This window comes from Arthrobacter sp. FW306-05-C, from assembly GCF_021801725.1.
Classification (GTDB): Bacteria; Actinomycetota; Actinomycetes; order Actinomycetales; family Micrococcaceae; genus Arthrobacter.
This window is the reverse complement of record NZ_CP084556.1, coordinates 2,585,736-2,605,921: the sequence shown is the minus strand read 5'-3', so window position 1 is coordinate 2,605,921 and position 20,186 is coordinate 2,585,736. Positions and strand designations below refer to the sequence as shown.

Here is a 20,186-nt window from a genome sequence, read left to right as displayed (position 1 = left end):
CAGGCCCGCTCAGCGGGAGCCGTAGTATTCCGTGAGCCGGGCGAGGCCTTCGTCGATGGGTACTTGGGGAGTCCAGGCGAGTAGCGTGTGGGTTTCGCGCTGGTCGAACCAGTGTGCCGTGGACAACTGCTCTGCGAGGAACCTGGTCATGGGCGGCTCGTCCTGCTTGCCGAGCCGAAGCCACGCCCGCTCCACCACTGATCCTGCCAGCCGCGCCAGCGGGCCGGGGACGGACCAGGCCGGCGCGGGTACGCCGCCGGCAGCGCAGATCCCTGCAATGAGTTCGCCCACGGGCCGGGGCTCACCGTTGGTGACCACCAGCGCCCGGCCGCGGATATGCCCCATCCGCTCCAGCGCGGCAACGATGGCGGCCGCCGCGTTGTCCACGTACGTGGTGTCGATCAGGGCAGCCCCGGCATCCAGCAGCGGCAACCGCTTCCGGGCCGCCCGTGCCAGCACCCGTTCCACCAGCTGGGTGTCCCCGGGACCCCACACCACGTGCGGCCGCACCGCGGCGGCACGGAAGTCCGGTGCGTCTGCGGCAAGGGCCAGCAGTTCCGCCTCGGCTTTTGTGCGGGAGTAATCGCCGTGGGCATGTACCGGGTCGGCCGGCTCAGCGCCCAGCCCTGCGATGGCGGCCCCCGAGTTGGCCACCGACGGCGAGGACACGAAAACGAAGTCCCTGACCCCGGCGTCGCGTGCTGCCTGGAGCAGCCGCCGGGTTCCCTGGACGTTCACTTCGTTGAATTCCTGCGCACGGCCGGTAAAGGAAACCTTGGCGGCCAGGTGGATGACGCCCTCAACGCCCCGGACGGCTGCCGAAACCGCCGCCTCATCGGTGAGGGAGCCACTGCGGTCCGTCACGCCGTCGACCCTTGACGAACGCCGCTGGAAGGTGGTGACCGCATGGCCCTTCCGCACCAACAGGCCTGCCACCTCCCGGCCCAGCAGCCCGCTGGCGCCGGTGACCAGCACCCTCATGGCGTCCCCGGGCGGCCGCCGGCCAGGACGGACGAGGCCCACTGGGACAGCCGCGTCCGGTCGATCTTGGCGTTGTGGCGGATGTCGGTGGGCTGCACAGGGACAACCAGGACGGCGGCGACGGACACGCCCGCGCCGCGTGCTGCGGCCCGCACCTTGCCCGCCAACTCCGGACCGGCAAGGCCGGCTTTCGGGGCCGGCGGAACGGTTTCGACGACGGCGGTGACGGCCTGCGTCCCTGCCGGTCCCACCCCCACCACGGCTGCCATGCCGACGCCGTCCAGGCTTTCGATGGCCTGTTCCGGGCCTACGGGGGTCACTGCGCCGCCAGGTGCAGTGACGACGTGCGCAAGGCGTCCTTCCACCCACAGCCGTCCCCGGGCGTCGAAATGGCCCACGTCCCCGGTGCGGTGCCATCCGGCGGGACCGCTGCTCAGCTCCTGGGTCAGCCAGAGGCGGTCGTAGGCGTCCTTGACGTGCGGCGCATTCACCAGGACCTCTCCCGTGATGCCCGCATCGGTGACGGGCAGGGAGCCAGGGGCGGTGCCGTCTCCTGCCAGCGGGACAACGGCTACGCGGGCACCGTGGACGGGCAGGCCCACACACACGCCGTTGCCCGCGCCCGTCATCGTTCCGGCAGCGGCATCAGCGGCGGCGGCCTGGATTTGTTCGAAGCTGATGTCGGTGACGGGCAGCGCCTCGGTCATCCCGTACGGGGTGTGCAGCGAAGCGCGGGGCACCAGCTGCTGCACCTCCGCGAGGAGTGCTTCGGGAACGGGCGCGCCGGCGGAGAGGAGCAGGTCGACGCGCTCAAGTGCGGCGGTACCCTCCGGGGTGAGTCCGCCATGTGTGGCGACGACGTTGCGCAGGGCAGCCGGGGACGCGAAGACCACCGTTGCATCGATGGCCGCCGCGGCATCGGCGAGGGCGCGTGCAGTCAATGTGCGGGGTGCGGTGACATCCATCGCCGGCGTCACCGAGACGGCCCCCAGGGCTGGCCCCAGCAGGGCAAAGGGCGCGAAACCCGCCACCAGGCGCTGGCCGGGACGGATCCCAAAGGTTTGGGCCACGGTGTCCCGCATGGCGGCAAGCTGCCGATGGGTATACAACACGCCCTTTGCAGGACCGGTGGAACCGGAGGTGAAGAGCACCGCGGCGGGGGAGTCCGGGGCCGGCAGGGGCCGCGCAACACTGCCCCCAGCCCCGGCCCTTTCCGAACCTGCCCTCGCCAGGGCGGCAAGGGAGGTTTCCACCCCGAGGAGGCGGCGGCGTCCCGCCGGGAGCTCCTGCACACTGATGCGCCGGGCTGCCCACCCGAGGGCCCGGGCGGCGGCCAAGGCCTTGTCGATCCCGATCAGGACATCGGGAGTGGCTCCCTTGACGGCCCGGCTCAGGCCCCTGGTGCCCAGGCCGGCGTCGGCCACCACCACCACAGCACCGAGCCGCAGGCAGGCATACAGGGCCACGGTGAGGTCCACCCCCGGCGGAACCATCAGGCTCACCCGGCTGCCCGGCCCAACGCCCGCCTCCTGCAGGCCCGCGGCAAGGTGTCCAACAGCCGCCTCCAGCTGCTTCCACGTCAGGAAGCGGGCCACGGTGCCGTCCGTTGCCATTTCGACGACGGCCCTCCCGTCGCCCGCTGGTCCCGCCGCCAGTTCGGCAAGCGGCGCCCACAGGGGCTCAAAGCTGTCGGTGCCCTGTACGGCGGCGGGGGGGTCGGCAGCACGGGTACCACCACCGGTAACGCGCCCCGCGAGCCACTCGAAGACCGGCGTGGCAATGTCCCGGTCCTCGGCCACCAGGTGCCCCGCGCCCTCGTAGCGGTGCACGTCCGCATGCGGGAGCCGGGTGATGAGGTCCTTGAGGTAGCGGTCCGAGAAGATGGGGTCGCGCGGACCCCACAGCATCAGGGCTGGAACATCCAGCCCGCGCACCCCCTCCGCCACCCCGGTGAGCGCGGCAAAGCTTGGGTGGGACGCGTCAACGGGAATGTCCGCAACAAAGTTGCCCACCCCGGCGCGCCGGGACGCCCCGCGGTAAGGGGCCATGTAAGCGGTCCGGACCTCCGCGGACAGTGGCGGGTGTGCCAGAGAATGCGTCACCCGCAGGAAGGCATCCGAGGTGATGGTGCCCCATTTGTGGACGGCGGGGTGCAGGGCAAGCCGCAGCGCTGCCGGAATGGGAGAGCCTTCCGGCTGGTGCACCGCGGTGTTGGTCAGGACCACCCCGGCCAGCTGGTGTTCGTGCGCCAGGGCCCAGCCGAGGCTGATGACGCCGCCCCAGTCGTGGCCTACGGAAACCACTGGCCCCTCCAGGGCCAGGGCGTCGGTGAGGTCGCCCAGGTCGTTGATCCTGTCGGCCAGCCGCCGGACCGTCCCGGTGCGCTCGGAAAATCCCATGTCCAACTGGTCCACGGCCACCACACGCCATGGATGGGCCGCGTCGGATCCGCCGGCCAGCAGGGTCCGCCACAGGTAGGACCAGGTTGGGTTGCCGTGCACGCACAGCAGGGTCCCCAGGGGAGCCAGTCCGCGGCGGGCAAGTTCTGCACCGTTATCCAGCAGGTGCCAGCGGTGCACGGTGCCGGGGGCATCAGCGCCGGAGGTGGAGGGGACTTCGAGTTCGCGTGACCATTCGGCGTTGACGCCGGGCCAGTCCGCGATCACCAAACGATTTCCAGCATGGCGGTGTTCAGGCCGGATCCCACGCCCATGCACAGGACCCGGTCACCGCTCCCCAAGGACTGGGCCTCGGCTGCCAGCGTCATGGGAAGGGAGGCAGGCCCCACATTGCCCCAGTGCGGGAACGTGATGGGCACCTTGTCCGGGTCCAGGTCGATCGCCTCGATAATGGCCTGCGTGTAGGCGTTGCTGACCTGGTGGGTGACGTAGCGGTCCATGGCAGCCCAGTCCCACTCGGGCTGGGCCTCATGCCACGCTTCGACGACCAGCTGCAGGCCGCCGTCGAGCAGTCCCTTTGTATCGGTGTGCATGCCGTCGATGCCGCCCACGCACAGTTCGTGGTGTTCGGTGCCGGCCCGCATCACGCCGCCCACCACGCGGTGGGCGCCGGGGTGCTGGTCGGCCGGTCCCAGGACGGCGGCGGCGGCTCCGGAGCCCAACGTCAGCGTGGCGAACTCGCGGTTGAAGTCGGCCCGGGTGGTTTCGGGCCGCTGGAGGCGTTCCAGGGTGGCCTCCTGGGTCAGCTGGGCGTCCTCGCCATTGACAATCACGGCGTACCTGATCTGGCCCGAATCGATCATGTTGCCGGCCAGGGTCAGGGCATTGACGAAGCCCAGGCAGGCGTTGGCAAGGTCGAAGTTCATGGCCGACGACGGCAGGCTGAGTCCGTGGTGGATCTTCACCGCGACGGACGGTTCCAGGTTGCGCCTGGTCACCGAGGTGTTGATCAGCAGGCCGACGTCTGATGCCTCGATGCCCGCCTCGGCCAGGGCCTTGGCGCCGGCTTCCACCGCAGCGTCATCGAACGACGTGCCGGCGGCCCACCAGCGGCGGTGCGTGATGCCTGCGACGCGTTCCAGCAGCCGCGGCGGGAACTTCAGCCGCTGCAGGGTTGACGCCAGGCGCCGGTCAAAGTCCGTGGAACTCACAATCCTTGGAGCTTCAACGCTGCTCACGGAGAGCAGCGCGGTGTTGCTGTGGCGGAAGGTTGCATTACCTGCCAATTCAAGCCCCTCTTCGTTTCTGTCCCGCATTCCTGCGGTGACTGTACCCACAAAAACGCAGGCTCAAGAGCTTAACTATGCCTTTGCCTGCCCGGAACATGCATATTCACGCGTGGCGCAGGCCTTGGCTTCCGGGCGCTGCTGCGGGGAAATGTCGGTCCTGCGCAGTAGATTGTAGTGAGCCGGTTCCCGCAATCCTGCCCTATCCGCTCCAGGAGACCAGAAAAGCCTTGCACCTCAAAAGCCTGACCGTCCGGGGGTTCAAGTCCTTTGCGTCTGCCACCACCTTCGACTTCGAACCCGGCGTCACCGCCGTGGTGGGTCCCAACGGATCCGGGAAGTCCAACGTGGTGGACGCCTTAGCCTGGGTCATGGGCGAGCAAGGCGCCAAAACCCTCCGCGGCGGCAAGATGGAGGACGTCATTTTCGCCGGGACGTCAGGCCGGCCGCCCCTTGGCCGGGCACACGTTTCGCTCACCATCGACAACGCCGACGGCGCCCTGCCCATTGAATACAGCGAAGTCACCATTTCCCGGACGCTGTTCCGTGCGGGCGGCTCCGAGTACGCCATCAACGGTGCCGCCTGCCGGCTGCTGGATATCCAGGAACTGCTTTCCGACTCCGGGCTGGGCCGGGAGATGCACGTCATCGTCGGCCAGGGCCAGCTGGACCGCGTGCTGCACGCCACCCCCGAGGACCGCCGCGGCTTCATCGAGGAGGCAGCAGGGATCCTCAAGCACCGCCGGCGCAAGGAACGCACGGTCCGGAAACTGGAGGCCATGCAGGCCAACCTCCAGCGCCTCACCGACCTCACCGGGGAAATCCGGCGCCAGCTGACGCCCCTGGGCAAGCAGGCGGAGGTGGCCCGCCGCGCCCAGCGCGTCCAGTTCGACGTAAGGGACGCCCGCGCCCGCCTGCTTGCCGACGACCTCGTCCAGTTGCAGCTGGCGCTGGAGCGGGACGTGGCGGACGAGGCTGCGCTCAAGGCCCGGCGTACCGCCGTCGAGCAGGAACTCGAAACGGGCCGCAGGCGGCAGGCAGCGCTGGAGCAACTTGCGGCAGAGGCCACACCGCGCCTTAATGCCGCCCGTGACACCTGGTACCGGCTCTCCACTGCCCGGGAGCGGCTTCGCTCGCTCGGCTCGCTGGCCACTGAGCGCAGCCGCCTGCTGGGTTCGGAAGATGCCGCGCCCCCGCCGGGCAGGGACCCCGAACAGCTCGAACGCCAGGCAGCCCGGGTGCGGCAGGAGCTCGCCGAACTTGAACAGGACATTGAAACCAGGCGCAGTGCCCTGGAGACGGCCAGCGCCGCAAAGGCCGAAGCGGAGCAGGCGGCCCTGGCCGAGGACCAGCGGCTCACCGCCCAGCTCCGGGCGGCAGCCGACCGGCGGGAAGGGCTGGCACGGCTGGCCGGCCAGGTGGCGGCCGCCAGGTCCCGGGTGGAGTCCGCGCAGGCGGAACTGGGACGGCTTCGCGAATCCCTTACCGCCGGAACCGAACGCCGCGCCCGTGCCCAGGCCGAGTTCACGGCGTTGGAGAACCAGGTGGCGGGCGTGGAGGAGGGGGAAGAATCCCTCGACGCCGACTATGAGGCTGCAAGCGAGGCCCTGGACGCTGTGCTCCAGGAGATCACGGACCTCAAGGCCGCCGTCAACGAAGGAGTCCGCAAACGGGATGCCCTGGCCGCGCGGCTCGACGCCCTCAAGCTGGGGCTCGACCGCAAGGACGGCGCCCGGCACGTGCTGGAATCAGGCCTTCCAGGGGTGCAGGGAAGCGTCGCCGCCACGATCACGGTGCAGGCCGGTTATGAAGCGGCCATCGCCGCCGCCCTGGGACAGGCATCTGAAGCAGTGCTGGTCAAGGACAAGGACACGGCCGTCGCAGTGCTGCAGCGGCTCAAGGACGACGACGCCGGGCGGGCATCGCTGCTCCTCGCCTCGGCTGCGGCGGGCCACCAGAGGGACGGCGACCACCCTGCCGTCCGGCTGCCCGAGGGGGCGCAATGGGCCGCCGACCTCGTGGAGGGGCCCGCGGGGCACCTCGCCCTGGTCCGGCACCTGCTGGCCGGGACCGCCGTCGTATCCGGCATCGACGCCGCGTCCACCCTCGTGGCCTCGGTGCCCGGCCTCACGGTGGTCACCGGCGAGGGTGACGTCTTCACGGCTTTAACGGCGGCCGGCGGTTCTGCCAAGGCACCGTCGCTGCTCGAGGTACAGGCGGCAGTGGACGACGCCGATCGCAGCCTTTCTGCGGTCACCGCGGACCTGGAGCGGAACAGGTTCGCCCTGGCCGGCGCCGAGGCGCGGCGCGCAGGTGCGCAGGAGGAAGCGGACGCCGCCCTGGACAAGCTGCACGAATCCGATGCCCGCCTCGCGGCGGTCGCTGAACGCCTGGGCCACCTGAACTCCGTCCTGCGCAGTGCCGTGGGCGAGAGCGAACGGCTGGCCGCGTCCTTGGCGCGGGCGGAAGGGAATGTCGCTGCCGAGCAGGAAGCGCTCGCGGCCGTTACCGCCCGCCTGGCGGCAGCCCAGGAAGCACCCGTTGAAGAGGAGCCCTCCACCGAACAGCGGGACGCCCTGGCACATGCCGCCTCCGCCGCCCGCGCAGCAGAGGTGGAGGCACGGTTGTCCCTGCGCAGTGCCGAGGAGCAGGTGGCCGCCACGCGCAACCGGGTGGCATCACTGGAACGCGCCGCCGCCACCGAACGCCGTGCCCGCGAGGAAGCCGCGGAGCGCGCCCGGCGCCGCCGGATCCAGGCCAAACGGGCAGCCGCCGTTTCCGCAGGCGTGGAACTGGCACTCGGCTACGTTGATGTCTCGGTGGACCTGGCACGGCACGAACGGGACCTGGCCGAGGAGAACCGGGAGCTGCGTGACCGCGGCCTGCGCGAAATCAGGGAAGCGAACGACGCCCTGGCCCGGGAACTGGCCGACCTCACGGACAACGTGCACCGCGACGAGCTCGCCCGGGCCCAGCAACGGGCCAGGATCGAGGCAGTGGAAACCCGCTCCGTGGATGAACTGGGCATTACCCCCGAGGCCCTGGTGGAGGAATTCGGCCCGCACGTCCCCGTGCCCGTGCCTGCGGAGGAATCCAGCGACAAGTGGGCCGCCCTCCGCGCCCCCGTTGATGCTGGCGGGCAAGAGATCGTGGAAGGAAAGCCCTACGTCCGGCAGGAGCAGGAGAAGCGGCTGCGGAAGGCAGAACGGGACCTGGCCAGCCTGGGCAAGGTCAACCCCCTGGCCCTTGAGGAATTCGCGGCACTGGAGGAGCGGCACCAGTTCCTCAGCACCCAGCTGGAGGACCTGAAGGCCAGCCGCCGGGACCTGCTGGACATCATCAAGGAAGTGGACGACCGCGTCCAGCGCGTCTTCGCCGAAGCCTTCGAGGATACCCAGGCGCAATTCGCCAGGGTTTTCGACCGCCTTTTTCCCGGCGGCGAAGGCCGGTTGGTCCTTACCGACCCCACGGACATGCTGACCACCGGCATCGAGGTGGAGGCGCGTCCGGCGGGCAAGAAGATCAAGCGGCTGTCGCTGCTCTCCGGCGGTGAGCGGTCCCTGACCGCGGTGGCGCTGCTGGTGGCCATCTTCAAGGCCAGGCCCTCGCCGTTCTACGTCATGGACGAGGTGGAAGCGGCACTGGACGACACCAACCTGGGCCGGTTGATCACCATCTTCGAAGAGCTCCGGGAATCCAGCCAGCTCATCGTCATCACCCACCAGAAGCGCACCATGGAAGTGGCGGACGCGTTGTACGGGGTAACGATGAGGGGCGACGGCGTCTCGACAGTGATCAGCCAGCGCCTCGGCGCGGAGGTTTAGCAGCGGCGCAGAGGAATATCAGCAGCGCGGGCGGCGACGAAAAGGGCAGGTCAGCTGCGCGGCAGGCGCCGGAAGGGGGCAAGCCGTTTGTGAGAAGCTAGGGGAGTGAATGACATCCTTCCCATTGTCCTGTCCATTCTTGCTGCGCTGGTGGTCATCGGCGCCTTGATCCCGGTCCTGATCAAGACGCGGAGGAACATCACCAGGTACCCCGGTACACGGGACGCCAATGACCCCGAAATCCGCTCCGGCGGAAGTACCGCGGTGGCGGACCGCGAGGGAACCATCGAGCGCGCGGCCCCGCAGGGCGCCGACCTCGATGAGCTGGACACCACAATGGTTCCGGACAATGCTGCCGGGCTGGAAACCATCCCCGTTGAAACCCCGCTCCCGGTCGCGGGACGCCTCACCCGCCTGCGCGAACGGCTGGTCCGCTCGAACAACATCATGGGCAAGGGGCTGCTGGCCCTGCTGTCCAGCGACCGCATCGACGAGAGCGTCTGGGACGAAGTGGAGGAGACACTCCTGCTCGCGGACCTGGGCACCGAGCCCACCATGCAGCTGGTGGATGCCCTCCGGGAGCGGGTCAAGGTCCTGGGCACCCGGACCCCGGAACACGTCAAGGCCATGCTGCGCGAAGAGCTCATCAAGCTCGTGGATCCCACCATGGACCGCAGCCTGAACGTCCAGCGGCATGCCGACAAGCCCGCCGTGATGATGGTGGTGGGCGTGAACGGCGTGGGCAAGACCACCACGGTGGGCAAACTGGCACGTGTGCTGGTGGCCGAGGACAAGGACGTCCTGCTGGGCGCCGCGGACACGTTCCGCGCCGCCGCCGCCGAGCAGCTGGCCACGTGGGGCCAGCGCGTCGGCGTTCCCACCGTGAAGTCGGACATCGACGGCGCCGACCCCGCCTCCGTTGCCTATGAGGCAGTAAAGGCAGGCATCGAGCAGGAAGTGGACGTTGTCATGATCGACACCGCCGGCCGCCTGCAGAACAAGGTTGGCCTGATGGATGAACTGGGCAAGGTCAAGCGCGTCGTGGAGAAGCTGGCAGAGGTGGATGAGGTCCTGCTGGTGCTGGACGCCACCACCGGCCAGAACGGACTGAACCAGGCGCGGGTCTTCTCCGAGGTGGTCAACGTCACCGGCATCGTCCTGACCAAGCTGGACGGAACCGCAAAGGGCGGCATCGTCGTGGCCATCCAGAAGTCCCTCGGTGTGCCGGTCAAGCTCATCGGTCTGGGCGAAGGTGCCGACGACCTGGCACCGTTCGACACCGAAAGCTTCGTCGACGCCCTGCTGAACTAGCTGACCGCTGAACCGGGTGACTCCTGAACCGGCCTGGTTCCAGAACTCCGGCAGGGCCTGCTACGGCCCTGCCGTACGGAGCGATTCCCGGGTGGGAAGCCAGGCGACGGCGGCCAGGAGCATGATGCCGCCGGTGACCCCAAAGGCCCAGCCGAAGCCCAGCCGGTCCGCCAGCAGCCCTGCCACGACCGGCCCAACGATCGCGCCGACGTCGGACATCATCTGGTAGACGGCCAGCACCTTGCCGCCCGAGCGGCCATTTCCGATGACATCGGCCACTGCAGCCTGCTGGGCTGGGCCGAAGAGGCCCGACCCGACGCCGGCCAGCGTTGAGGCCGCAAGGAACCAGGGCAGGTCCGTGGTGATCCCGATTGCCGCGGTTGCCAGGGCTGCCACCAGCAAACCCGCGATTATCATGGGCTTGCGCCCCACCGAGTCGGCCAGGCGCCCCGAGAAGGTGAGCGCGGCGGCGTTGCCGGCAGCGAACACGGCCAGGGCCAGGCCGGCAGCCTGCGGGCCTGCTCCGAAAGCGGCCGCCGCAAACAGCGGCACGGTTGCCATCCGCACGCCAAAGGTGGCCCAGCCGTTGGCGAAGCTGGAGGCGAGGGCCGAACGGTAGGTGCCCGCGCCCAGGGCTTCGCCGAAGCGCATGTCCGGTGACCGCTTCTGTGCGTCTCCGCCGTCCCTGCGCTGATGGCTGAGCTGGGTCTGAACCACGAAAGCGGCAACGAGCAGGGCGGCGGCGTAGGCGAGGAACGGAACCCGCAGGCCCAGCCCCGCCAGGAGGCCTCCCACGATGGGCCCGCACACGTTCCCGATCAGGAACGCTGAGGCGTAGGCTCCCGAGACCCTTCCCCTGCTTTGAGGCGGCGCCAGCCGGACCACCAGGGCCATGGATGCCACGGTGAACATCACCGAGCCTGCCCCGCCAAGGCCGCGGAACAGCAGCAGCTGCCAGTAGTCCTGGGCGAAGGCGCACGCCGCGGTGGACAGCGCCACGATCAACAGCCCGGCAACGTAGATGGGGCGTTCGCCCCGCTTGCCGATCAGTGCACCGCCGGCCGGGGCAAAAGCCAGGCGCATGAACGCAAAGATCGCCACGATGACGGCAGCCTCGGTGTTTCCCACTCCAAAGGTTGTGGCGAACTGGGGCAATACGGGCGCAACAAGCCCGAATCCAAGCGCGATGAGGAAGGCCGCGGCCAGCATCACCTTGATGTCGCGGGGGAGCCTTTCGCGCTGCGGCCGCAGCCGCGCCCAAAACCTTGAGGTGGCGCCGTTGGCGCGGGGTGGTGCCGTCATGCTGGGGAAATCCTCGCTGGAAAGGGAGCCGGGTGGCTGCGCGGGTGCGGAAACATAACCGTAACAAGGCGGATATGCACCATTTACTTCCTAGAGGTTGTTGTAACAGGCCGGCAATCTAAATCCTCCGCGGGCGAAACACGCCACCCACACACTCTTTACAGGACGCAAAAGGCGTTGGCAGGCGGAGTACTTCCGCAAGATTCGATGAGAGAGGACGTGCACCATGGAACTTACCGCAGGTCACGTTTGGGTCATGGTGGCGGCAGCCCTTGTGCTGTTCATGACACCCGGTCTGGCATTTTTCTACGGCGGCATGACCCGCGCCAAGGCAGCCCTGAACATGATGATGATGAGCTTCATCTCCATCGGCATGGTGGGCGTCGTCTGGGTCCTGTGGGGCGCCTCCATGAGCTCCGGGGAAGGGTTCATGGAGATCGTCGGCAACCCGTTCGCCACATTCGGCCTTGAGGGAATCACCACCCCCGATGGCCTGATCAAGGTTGGCTACGCCGCCACGTTCGCCATCATCACGGTGGCACTGATCAGCGGCGCCATCGCAGACCGTGCCAAGTTCGGCGCCTGGTCCGTGTTCGTGCCCGTGTGGGTCACGCTGGTCTACTGCCCGCTCGCCTACATGGTGTGGGGCGGCGGCCTCTTCGGCCCCGAAGGAGCCATCGGCAAGGCCCTTGGCCCCGCCATCGACTTCGCCGGCGGCACGGTGGTCCACATCAACGCAGGTGTGGCCGCGCTCATCCTGGTCCTGATCATCGGCAACCGCAAGGGCTTCGGCAAGGACCCCAACCACCGCCCGCACAACATTCCGTTCGTCATGCTCGGCGCGGCCATCCTCTGGTTCGGCTGGTTCGGCTTCAACGGCGGTGCAGCCACCACTGCCGAACAGGGCGGCCTGATCTGGGTGAACACCCTCGCAGCCCCGGCAGCTGCCATGCTCGGTTGGCTGGTCACCGAGCGGATCCGCGACGGCCACCCCACCTCGCTCGGGGCAGCATCCGGCGTGGTTGCCGGCCTGGTTGCCATCACTCCGGCCTGCGCCAACGTCAGCCCCGTGGGCGCCCTGGGCCTGGGCGTCGTGGCAGGCGTAGCTTCCGCCCTGGCAGTCGGCCTGAAGTTCCGTTGGGGCTTCGATGACTCGCTCGACGTCGTGGGCGTGCACCTGGTATCCGGCATCATCGGCACCGTGGCGCTGGGCTTCATCGCCCTGCCCACCGACGGTGTTGGCGGCGGCCTCTTCTACGGCGGCGGACTGGCACAGCTCTGGGCACAGCTCGCGGCAGCCGGCATCGCCATTGCCTACTCCGCGATCCTGACCACCATAATCGCCCTGGCCATCCACAAGACAATGGGCTTCCGCGTCTCGCAGGAACAGGAAACGGTGGGTGTGGACCTCAGCCTGCACGCCGAGACTGCCTACGAGTTCGGCGTCAGCGGCCACGGCGGAAGCTTCCAGCCGCTGCATGACCTGATCACCGGCAAGGGCCTAACCCCTGAAGCCGCGCAGGCAGCGGAAGCGCAGAAGGCACAGTCAGCAACAGGCAAGGAAAGCGTGGGGGCATGAAACTGATCACTGCAATCGTCAGGCCGGAAAAGCTCGAAGCCATCAGGGAAGGGCTGGAAGCCTACGGCGTCCAGGGCCTGACGGTCAGCGCGGCCAGCGGCTACGGCCGGCAGCGCGGCTACACCGAGGTCTACCGCGGGGCGGAATACAACGTGGACCTCCTGCCCAAGATCCGGGTGGAAGTGCTGGCAACGGACGAACAGGCCGATGACATCCTGGACGTGATCATTGCCAGCTCCAATACCGGCAGGGCAGGGGACGGCAAGGTCTGGACCATGGACGTCCACGAAGCAGTGCGGGTCCGCACAGGGGAACGCGGAGTGGCCGCCATCTAGGCCTCACCACTGCGGCCCCCAGCGGACGGCAGGAACTGAAAACGAAAGCAGGGCGGGCGGGAACCGGAAGGTCCCGCCCGCCCTGCTGACGTCTAAGGCGCCAAACCCGCCTTGTGTGGACGGCTCAGTCCTGACGCCGGTTGGTGGGCCAGGACGCCGGCCCGGCCGACCCGGCGTCGTACTCCTCCAGCGGGACCTCACCCTTTTCCCATGCCTTCAGCACCGGTTCAACAATCCGCCAGCAGTCCTCAGCCGTGTCGCTCCGGACGGACAGCAGCGGATCCCCGGACAGCACCCCCTCCAGCACCTCACCGTAGGGCAGCAGGTCGGAGGCACTCAGTTCCGCCTCCAGGGTGACCCGGCCCAGGCTGAAAATGTTCCCGGGACCGTTGACATCCACGTCGAACTCCAGCGTGTCCGGGCCAAAACCGATCCGCAGCTGGTTGGGGGAGTCCACCCCGGTGAAACCCTGGGGGAGGTGGGGCACCGGCAGGAAAGTGACCACCGCCTCCTTTCGCTTGTCGCCCAAGGCCTTGCCCGAACGCAGGATGAAGGGAACGCCACGCCAGCGCCAGTTGTCGATGCCCACCTGGATCTCCGCGAGGGTCTCCGTTTCCCGGTCGGCGTCCACGCCCTCCTCCCTGGCGTAGTCGGGGACCTCCTTGCCTGCTACAGTGCCGGCGGTGTAGCGGGCCCTGCGCGTTGACCTGGTGAAGGGGGCGCTGACGCTGCTGGCGCGAAGGACGGTGGAGACCGCATCGCGCAGGTCGCGCTCGCCAATGGTGGCCGGAGGCTCGATGGCCATCACGGCCATGACCTGCAGGAGGTGGCTTTGGATCATGTCGCGCAGGGCGCCGGCGCCGTCGTAGTAGCGGGCACGTCCCTCCAGGGCCAGATCCTCGTCGAAGAAGATTTCCACCTTTTCCACGTGCTGCCGGTTCCACACCGGCTCCAGGAAGTTGTTCGCGAACCGCAGGCCCAGGATGTTGAGGACTGTGGCCTTGCCCAGGAAATGGTCCACCCGGTGGATGTGGTCTTCCGGGACGAGGCGCGCCAACGTCTGGTTGAGGGAGCGCGCGGACTCTTCGCTGGAGCCGAAAGGCTTCTCCATCACCAGGCGGGTACCGGCCGGCACCTCCCCTGGCTGAAGCGTCTCGCAGGCCAGCTGGCTGATCCGGGGCGGCAGAGCGAAGTAGACGGCCACCGGGCCTTCCAGGGTTTTCAGCAAGGCCGCGAGGGCGCCATTGGCCGTGACATCCAGCTGGTGGTACACCGTCTCCTTCTGCAACAGCTCGAGGGCTTCCTTGCCCGGCTGGTCCGCTGCACCGGCCGCCGCCGCGAACGATGACTGCACGCGCTCCCGCCACTGTTCAGGCGTCCAGGGGTCCGAACCGGCCCCCACCAGGCTGAGGCCCTCTGCACGGCCGGCGGCAAGCAGCCGCGCCAGCCCCGGCAGGAGGAGGCGGCCGGTGAGGTCGCCCGAGGCGCCGAGGATGAGCAGGGTCTTGACAGTTGTTTGGCTCGTCATTTTGCCAGCATGCCATCTTAGGTGCCTGACTTGATACCCTAGGTAGTCGAGTCCCGATCATCTCCTGAAAGAAGTTCACGGCGCGTGTTCAATTCACTCTCTGACCGGTTGACAGCAACCTTCAAGAATCTCCGCGGCAAGGGCCGCCTTACGGAGGCCGATGTTGATGCCACCGTCCGGGAGATCCGCCGTGCCCTTCTGGACGCTGACGTCGCCGTTCCGGTGGTCCGCGAGTTCACCGGGCGCGTCCGCGAACGCGCACTGGGCGCCGAAGTCTCAGGCGCGCTGAACCCCAGCCAGCAGATCGTCAAGATCGTCAACGAGGAACTCGTGGAGATCCTCGGCGGTGAAACCCGGCGGATTCGGCTGGCAAAGAACGGCCCCACCGTCATCATGCTCGCCGGCCTCCAGGGCGCGGGCAAGACCACCCTGGCCGGCAAGCTGTCCAAATGGCTGAAGGCCCAGGGCCACAGCCCCATGCTGGTGGCCTGCGACCTCCAGCGCCCTAACGCCGTCACCCAGCTCCAGGTGGTAGGCCAGCGCGCCAACGTGCCGGTCTTCGCCCCGCACCCCGGAGCCACCTCCACGGAACTGGACCAGCCCGCCGGTGATCCGGTCGCCGTCGCCCGCGCCGGCGTGGAGGAAGCACGCCAGAAGCTGCACGACGTCGTGATCGTTGACACCGCCGGCCGCCTTGGCGTGGACGCCGGGATGATGGAGCAGGCCCGCCAGATCCGCCGCGCCATTGTCCCGAACGAAGTGTTGTTCGTGATCGACTCGATGATTGGCCAGGACGCCGTCAACACGGCGCTCGCGTTCGATGAAGGCGTGAACTTCACGGGCATCGTGCTGTCCAAGCTCGACGGCGATGCCCGGGGTGGTGCCGCGCTGTCCGTTGCGTCGGTCACCGGCAAGCCGGTCATGTTCGCCTCCACCGGTGAAGGCCTGGACGACTTCGAGCTCTTCCACCCGGACCGGATGGCCTCGCGCATCCTGGACATGGGCGACATCCTCACGCTCATCGAACAGGCCGAAAAAGCGTGGGACAAGGACGAAGCTGCCCGGATGGCGAAGAAGTTCGCCGACCAGGAAGACTTCACCCTCGAGGACTTCCTGGCCCAGATGCAGCAGATCCGCAACATGGGCTCCATGAAGAAGATGCTCATGATGATGCCGGGCGCCCAGAACATCCGGCAGCAGCTGGAGCAGTTCGACGAGCGGGAAATCGACCGCGTCGAAGCGATCGTCCGGTCCATGACCCCGCACGAGCGGCTTGCGCCCAAGATCATCAACGGCTCGCGTAGGGCCCGTATTGCCCGTGGTTCCGGCGTACATGTGTCGGAGGTCAACGGCCTGCTGGAGCGCTTCGCCCAGGCCCAAAAGATGATGAAGAAGATGGCCCAGGGCGGCATGCCGGGGATGCCAGGGATGCCCGGCCTTCCCGGAGCCGGGGGCGGCGCGCGGAAGAACGCAAAGAACGCACCCAAGAAGAAGGCAAAATCCGGCAACCCCGCCAAGGCCGCACAGGAGCGCAAGGACGCGGAAGCCCGCCGTGCCAACGCCGCCAAGGCGCTCCCCACCGGCGCTGCGTTCGGCCAGCAGGGCGGCGACTTCGACCCGTCCTCGCTGAACCTCCCCAAGGGCTTCGACAAGTTCCTGGGCAAGTAGGAGTTTCCAGCATCAGGAAGCGCCAGGTGCCGTTTTGACCGCTCAAGACGACACCTGGCGCTTTTTCGTGGGGATGTCGGCAGCGTGGAATAGGGTTGGGACATGTTCAAGCAGAGGGTAGTTTTCGTGCACGGCGCCGGAAGTTTCGGTGCCGCCGCATGGCCGCGCCAGCACGGCATGGCGCTGTCCTATGACGCCCTGTTCCTCCGCCGGCACGGCTACGATGCCGCCGCGGAGCCGGTGGATTCGTCGTTCACGGAAGATACCGCGATCATCCTGCGGTCCCTGGGCGACGACGGCCGTGGCGCTGCCGGCGGACACGTCGTTGCGCACGCCCAGGGGGCAATCGCCGCCATGATGGCCGCCGTCGAACGCCCGGACCTCGTCTTTTCCCTGTCGCTGGTGGAGCCCGCCTGCCTGTCCCTGACGGCGGAACTGCCGGCCACGGCCGCCCACATCCGCCTGATGCAGCCACTGTTCGACGTCCGCCACCAGCTCAGCGATGACGACTTCCAGCGCGAGTTTGTCCGCCGGATCTACGCCACCGACCTGCAGCAGCCTGCCACCACCGAGGAGAAGCGGTCCGCGCGGCGGCTGCGGCTCCAGGAGCCTTCCTGGGAAGCGCCGTTGCATATTGTTCCCGGCGTCCCCACCTTGGTCCTGACTGGTGGCTGGGAGCCGCTCTACGAGGAAATTGCCGGGTACCTCCGGGAGACCGGCGCCCTGCACCGCGTTGCCGCGGGAGGGCACCGGCCCCAGGACTCCCGGGACGGGGACCGGGCCATCCGCCAGTTCATCAGCGGGGTCGGCAGGAGCCAGGCCGCCCGGGCGTCCTAGCCGTCAGCGGGGACCCGCAGCTCCGGCAGGTAGACCTTGCCGCCGGCTGCTAGGAACTCCTCGCTCTTCCCCCGCATGCCGGCGGCCAGGTCCGCCAGCGCCGCCTGCGCGTCCGCGGAGCCATATTCGTCCCGGATGTCCTGGCTGATCCGCATGGAGCAGAACTTCGGACCGCACATGGAGCAAAAGTGCGCCGTCTTGGCCGGTTCGGCCGGTAGCGTCTCATCGTGGAACGACTCCGCGGTCACGGGGTCCAGGGACAGCGCGAACTGGTCCCGCCAGCGGAATTCGAATCTCGCCTTGGACAGGGCGTCATCGCGCTCATGCGCCCCGGGGTGGCCCTTGGCCAGGTCCGCGGCGTGCGCTGCGATCTTGTACGTGATCACGCCCGTTTTCACGTCGTCCTTGTTGGGCAGGCCCAGGTGTTCCTTCGGCGTGACGTAGCAGAGCATGGCTGTGCCGTACCGGGCGATCTCGGTGGCGCCAATGGCCGAGGTGATGTGGTCATACCCGGGCGCCACATCCGTCACCAGGGGCCCCAGGGTATAGAAGGGCGCACCCTTGCACAGCTCCTGCTGCCGCTCCACGTTCTCGCGGACCAGGTGGAAGGGAACGTGGCCCGGCCCCTCCACCATCACCTGCACGTCGTACTCCCAGGCCCGCTGCGTCAGCTCGGCCAGCGTGTCCAGCTCCGCGAACTGGGCCGCGTCGTTGGCGTCAGCGGTGGAACCGGGGCGCAGACCGTCACCCAGGGAAAACGCAACGTCGTACTTCGCGAAGATCTCGCATAGCTCATCGAAGTGCGTGTACAGGAAGTTTTCCTGGTGGTGGGCCAGGCACCAGCCGGCCATGATCGAGCCGCCGCGCGAGACGATGCCCGTTACGCGGTTGGCTGTGAGCGGGACGTACCGCAGCAGCACGCCGGCGTGGATGGTCATGTAGTCAACGCCCTGCTCGCACTGTTCAATGACAGTGTCGCGGAAAATCTCCCATGTCAGCGCGTTGGCCTCGCCGTTGACCTTTTCCAGGGCTTGGTAGATCGGCACTGTCCCGATGGGGACGGGGGAGTTCCGGATGATCCATTCCCGCGTGGTGTGGATGTCATCGCCGGTGGACAAATCCATCACCGTGTCGGCACCCCACTGCGTGGCCCACTGCAGCTTGTCCACCTCCTCCGCGATGGAGCTGGTGACCGCGGAATTGCCGATGTTGGCGTTGATCTTCACCAGGAAGGCCTTGCCGATGATCATCGGCTCGGACTCGGAATGGTTGATGTTGCTGGGGATGATCGCGCGGCCGGCGGCCAGCTCGCTGCGGACCAGCTCGACGTCGCAGTTTTCCCGCAGCGCCACGAACCGCATTTCCTGGGTGATGATCCCCTGCCGGGCATAGTGCATCTGCGTCACTGTCCGGCCGTCGACGGCGCGGCGGGGCACCGGCCGGGCGCCCTTCCATTCTGCAGAGGCGGCACCCCGGCGGACCGCCGAGCGGCCGTCATCGAGCAGGTTGCGCTCCCTGCCGGTGTACGCCTCGGTGTCTGCCCGTGCCTCAATCCACTCCGAACGGAAGGGCTGAAGGCCCCGGACGGGGTCGCTGCCCGGCCCCGCTGTCCGGTAGGTGCGGAACGGTTCGTTGGGCCGGCCGTTGGGGGATGGCTCAAGGGAAATTTCCGTTACCGGCACCCGGATCCCGGCGCCGGGATCTTCGATAAAGGCCAGCGAATGCGACTTCAGGGACTGGGTCACCTGAAGTGCTGTCTGAGCGTCCGCTGTTGTTTCGGCCTGGATTTGGGCAGCGTTTAACTGGGTGTTTTGTGTACTCAAGGGAATACTCACTTCCTTCGCCGGCATTACCCGGACAGGTTCAACGGTCGCAGGCCGCGTCAGCCCGATCTCAGCCCCTGCAGGGGCACCCGTGTGGTCAGGAACGAAGCTACCACAGGCCCCTGGGACCGCGTTGTCACAATCCGCGGTGCTAGCCTGTCCGGGCAATGAAAGGAAGTCCTGATGCCACAAGTCATTGAATTCAGCGGACCCGTCCTGACCGGACCCGACAGCATCCGGTACGGGCTTTGGTCCGTGGACGGGAGCCTCACCTTCACCCGTCCCGTGACGGAGCCGGGCAGGGTCCTCCATGGCTGGGTACTGCCGGGTTTCGTTGACGTGCACTGCCACATCGGGCTGGGACCGGGCGGCCCCGTTGACGCCGCCACGGCTGCGGAGCAGGCCCTGGCTGACCTCAACGCAGGAACCCTGCTGGTCCGTGACGCCGGTTCACCGGCCGACACCCGCTGGATGCAGGGCGGCAGGGATTTCCCGCTGCTGATCCGTGCCGGGCGGCACATCGCCCGAACGCGGCGCTACCTGCGCGGCTTCGCGGAGGAAGTGGAGCCGGAGGGCCTCGTGGAGGCCGTCCGCAAGCAGGCGCGCGACGGCGACGGCTGGGTCAAGCTGGTGGGGGACTGGATTGACCGCGGCGCCGGTGACCTGGCCCCTTCCTTTCCCGCCGCCGTCGTCCGTGACGCCGTCCAGGCAGCGCATGACGAAGGTGCCCGGGTGACCGCCCACTGTTTCGCCGAGGACACCCTGGACCTGATGCTGGATGCCGGAATCGACTGCATTGAACATGCCACGGGCCTCCTGCCCCGCCACCTGCCCCGGTTCGCCGAACAGGGCATACCGATCGTGCCCACCCTCATCAATATCGCCACCTTTCCGGACATCGCGGCGCAGGCGGATTCCAAGTTCCCGCGCTACGCCGCCCACATGCGCGCCCTGTGGGAACGCAGGCTGGAACGGGTGGCCGAGGCCCACGCAGCCGGCGTGCGCATCTTTGCCGGAACCGATGCCGGCAGCACAATCCGCCACGGCAGGATCGCGGACGAAATCCTTGAACTGCACGGCGCCGGCCTGCCAATGACTGCAGCACTGGATGCCGCATGCTGGGCCGCCCGGACCTGGCTGGGGGCGGGCGTCCTGGCGGAAGGAGCGCGGGCCGACGCGGTGGTGTGCCGGGAAGACCCCCGGGCCGTGCCGGAGACCATCAGGTCGCTTGAGCATGTGGTGCTGGGCGGCCGCATCATCCGCTGACCAGAGGGCCCTTGGGGACTTGGAATAAATTGAAGGTTCAAGTAATT

General features: G+C 68.1%; 13 protein-coding genes and 1 riboswitch. Of the genes, 7 read left to right on the top strand and 6 right to left on the bottom strand.

Annotated elements, in window-relative coordinates; genetic code table 11:
• Positions 1-9: 9 nt before the first annotated feature.
• From LFT44_RS12065 to LFT44_RS12055, 3 genes are read right to left on the bottom strand one after another with little or no spacing between them, the layout of a single operon-like run.
• Positions 10-981, bottom strand: coding sequence for an NAD-dependent epimerase/dehydratase family protein (locus LFT44_RS12065; protein ID WP_236798667.1), 972 nt, complete (start codon positions 979-981; stop codon positions 10-12).
• The gene (locus LFT44_RS12060) at positions 978-3,650 is read right to left on the bottom strand and encodes an alpha/beta fold hydrolase (protein WP_236798666.1); all 2,673 of its coding nucleotides are present in this window, start codon (positions 3,648-3,650) and stop codon (positions 978-980) included. The genes LFT44_RS12065 and LFT44_RS12060 overlap by 4 nt, the downstream gene beginning before the upstream one ends.
• On the bottom strand, positions 3,644-4,666 hold the full coding sequence (locus tag LFT44_RS12055) for a 3-oxoacyl-ACP synthase III (RefSeq protein ID WP_236798665.1): 1,023 nt from the start codon (positions 4,664-4,666) through the stop codon (positions 3,644-3,646). The genes LFT44_RS12060 and LFT44_RS12055 overlap by 7 nt, the downstream gene beginning before the upstream one ends.
• A 230-nt stretch (positions 4,667-4,896) precedes the next feature.
• On the opposite strand from LFT44_RS12055, the gene smc reads away from it, so the two are divergent.
• Positions 4,897-8,490, top strand: coding sequence for a chromosome segregation protein SMC (gene smc, locus LFT44_RS12050; protein ID WP_236798664.1), 3,594 nt, complete (start codon positions 4,897-4,899; stop codon positions 8,488-8,490).
• A 105-nt stretch (positions 8,491-8,595) separates the two neighbouring features.
• Positions 8,596-9,801: a signal recognition particle-docking protein FtsY gene (gene ftsY, locus LFT44_RS12045; RefSeq protein WP_236798663.1), complete on the top strand. Its 1,206-nt coding sequence runs from the start codon at positions 8,596-8,598 to the stop codon at positions 9,799-9,801.
• Positions 9,802-9,861: 60 nt separating this feature from the next.
• On the opposite strand, the gene LFT44_RS12040 is transcribed toward ftsY, so the two are convergent.
• Positions 9,862-11,103, bottom strand: coding sequence for an MFS transporter (locus LFT44_RS12040; RefSeq protein WP_236798662.1), 1,242 nt, complete (start codon positions 11,101-11,103; stop codon positions 9,862-9,864).
• A gap of 226 nt (positions 11,104-11,329) precedes the next feature.
• Between LFT44_RS12040 and LFT44_RS12035 the strand changes: the two genes are divergently transcribed.
• Both LFT44_RS12035 and LFT44_RS12030 read left to right on the top strand, forming a co-directional pair.
• The gene (locus tag LFT44_RS12035) at positions 11,330-12,682 is read left to right on the top strand and encodes an ammonium transporter (protein WP_236798661.1); all 1,353 of its coding nucleotides are present in this window, start codon (positions 11,330-11,332) and stop codon (positions 12,680-12,682) included.
• Positions 12,679-13,017 carry a P-II family nitrogen regulator gene (locus LFT44_RS12030; protein WP_159631736.1) on the top strand — a complete coding sequence of 113 codons (339 nt, stop codon included), beginning with the start codon at positions 12,679-12,681 and terminating at the stop codon, positions 13,015-13,017. The genes LFT44_RS12035 and LFT44_RS12030 overlap by 4 nt, the downstream gene beginning before the upstream one ends.
• 124 nt (positions 13,018-13,141) lie before the next feature.
• Here the strand turns inward: LFT44_RS12030 and LFT44_RS12025 are convergent, their stop codons facing one another.
• On the bottom strand, positions 13,142-14,545 hold the full coding sequence (locus LFT44_RS12025) for a glucose-6-phosphate dehydrogenase (RefSeq protein WP_236798660.1): 1,404 nt from the start codon (positions 14,543-14,545) through the stop codon (positions 13,142-13,144).
• 84 nt (positions 14,546-14,629) lie between these two features.
• Between LFT44_RS12025 and ffh the strand changes: the two genes are divergently transcribed.
• Positions 14,630-16,213: a signal recognition particle protein gene (gene ffh / locus LFT44_RS12020; RefSeq protein ID WP_141160150.1), complete on the top strand. Its 1,584-nt coding sequence runs from the start codon at positions 14,630-14,632 to the stop codon at positions 16,211-16,213.
• 102 nt (positions 16,214-16,315) lie between these two features.
• Positions 16,316-17,050 carry an alpha/beta fold hydrolase gene (locus tag LFT44_RS12015; protein WP_236798659.1) on the top strand — a complete coding sequence of 245 codons (735 nt, stop codon included), beginning with the start codon at positions 16,316-16,318 and terminating at the stop codon, positions 17,048-17,050.
• On the opposite strand, the gene thiC is transcribed toward LFT44_RS12015, so the two are convergent.
• The gene (gene thiC, locus LFT44_RS12010) at positions 17,047-18,873 is read right to left on the bottom strand and encodes a phosphomethylpyrimidine synthase ThiC (protein ID WP_442863746.1); all 1,827 of its coding nucleotides are present in this window, start codon (positions 18,871-18,873) and stop codon (positions 17,047-17,049) included. The two genes, LFT44_RS12015 and thiC, sit on opposite strands and share 4 nt — an antisense overlap.
• Positions 18,869-18,976: riboswitch (TPP riboswitch) on the bottom strand. Its footprint overlaps the gene before it by 5 nt.
• Positions 18,977-19,056: 80 nt before the next feature.
• On the opposite strand from thiC, the gene LFT44_RS12005 reads away from it, so the two are divergent.
• Positions 19,057-20,139 carry an amidohydrolase family protein gene (locus LFT44_RS12005; protein WP_236798658.1) on the top strand — a complete coding sequence of 361 codons (1,083 nt, stop codon included), beginning with the start codon at positions 19,057-19,059 and terminating at the stop codon, positions 20,137-20,139.
• Positions 20,140-20,186: the final 47 nt, after the last annotated feature.

Bases quoted from the DNA above. Each gene is read 5' to 3' on its own strand.
- LFT44_RS12025 (WP_236798660.1), bottom strand. From the start codon at position 14,545: ATGACGAGCCAAACAACTGTCAAGACCCTGCTCATCCTCGGCGCCTCG.
- LFT44_RS12005 (WP_236798658.1), top strand. From the start codon at position 19,057: ATGCCACAAGTCATTGAATTCAGCGGACCCGTCCTGACCGGACCCGAC.
- LFT44_RS12035 (WP_236798661.1), top strand. From the start codon at position 11,330: ATGGAACTTACCGCAGGTCACGTTTGGGTCATGGTGGCGGCAGCCCTT.
- LFT44_RS12015 (WP_236798659.1), top strand. From the start codon at position 16,316: ATGTTCAAGCAGAGGGTAGTTTTCGTGCACGGCGCCGGAAGTTTCGGT.
- LFT44_RS12040 (WP_236798662.1), bottom strand. From the start codon at position 11,103: ATGACGGCACCACCCCGCGCCAACGGCGCCACCTCAAGGTTTTGGGCG.
- LFT44_RS12030 (WP_159631736.1), top strand. From the start codon at position 12,679: ATGAAACTGATCACTGCAATCGTCAGGCCGGAAAAGCTCGAAGCCATC.
- LFT44_RS12065 (WP_236798667.1), bottom strand. From the start codon at position 981: ATGAGGGTGCTGGTCACCGGCGCCAGCGGGCTGCTGGGCCGGGAGGTG.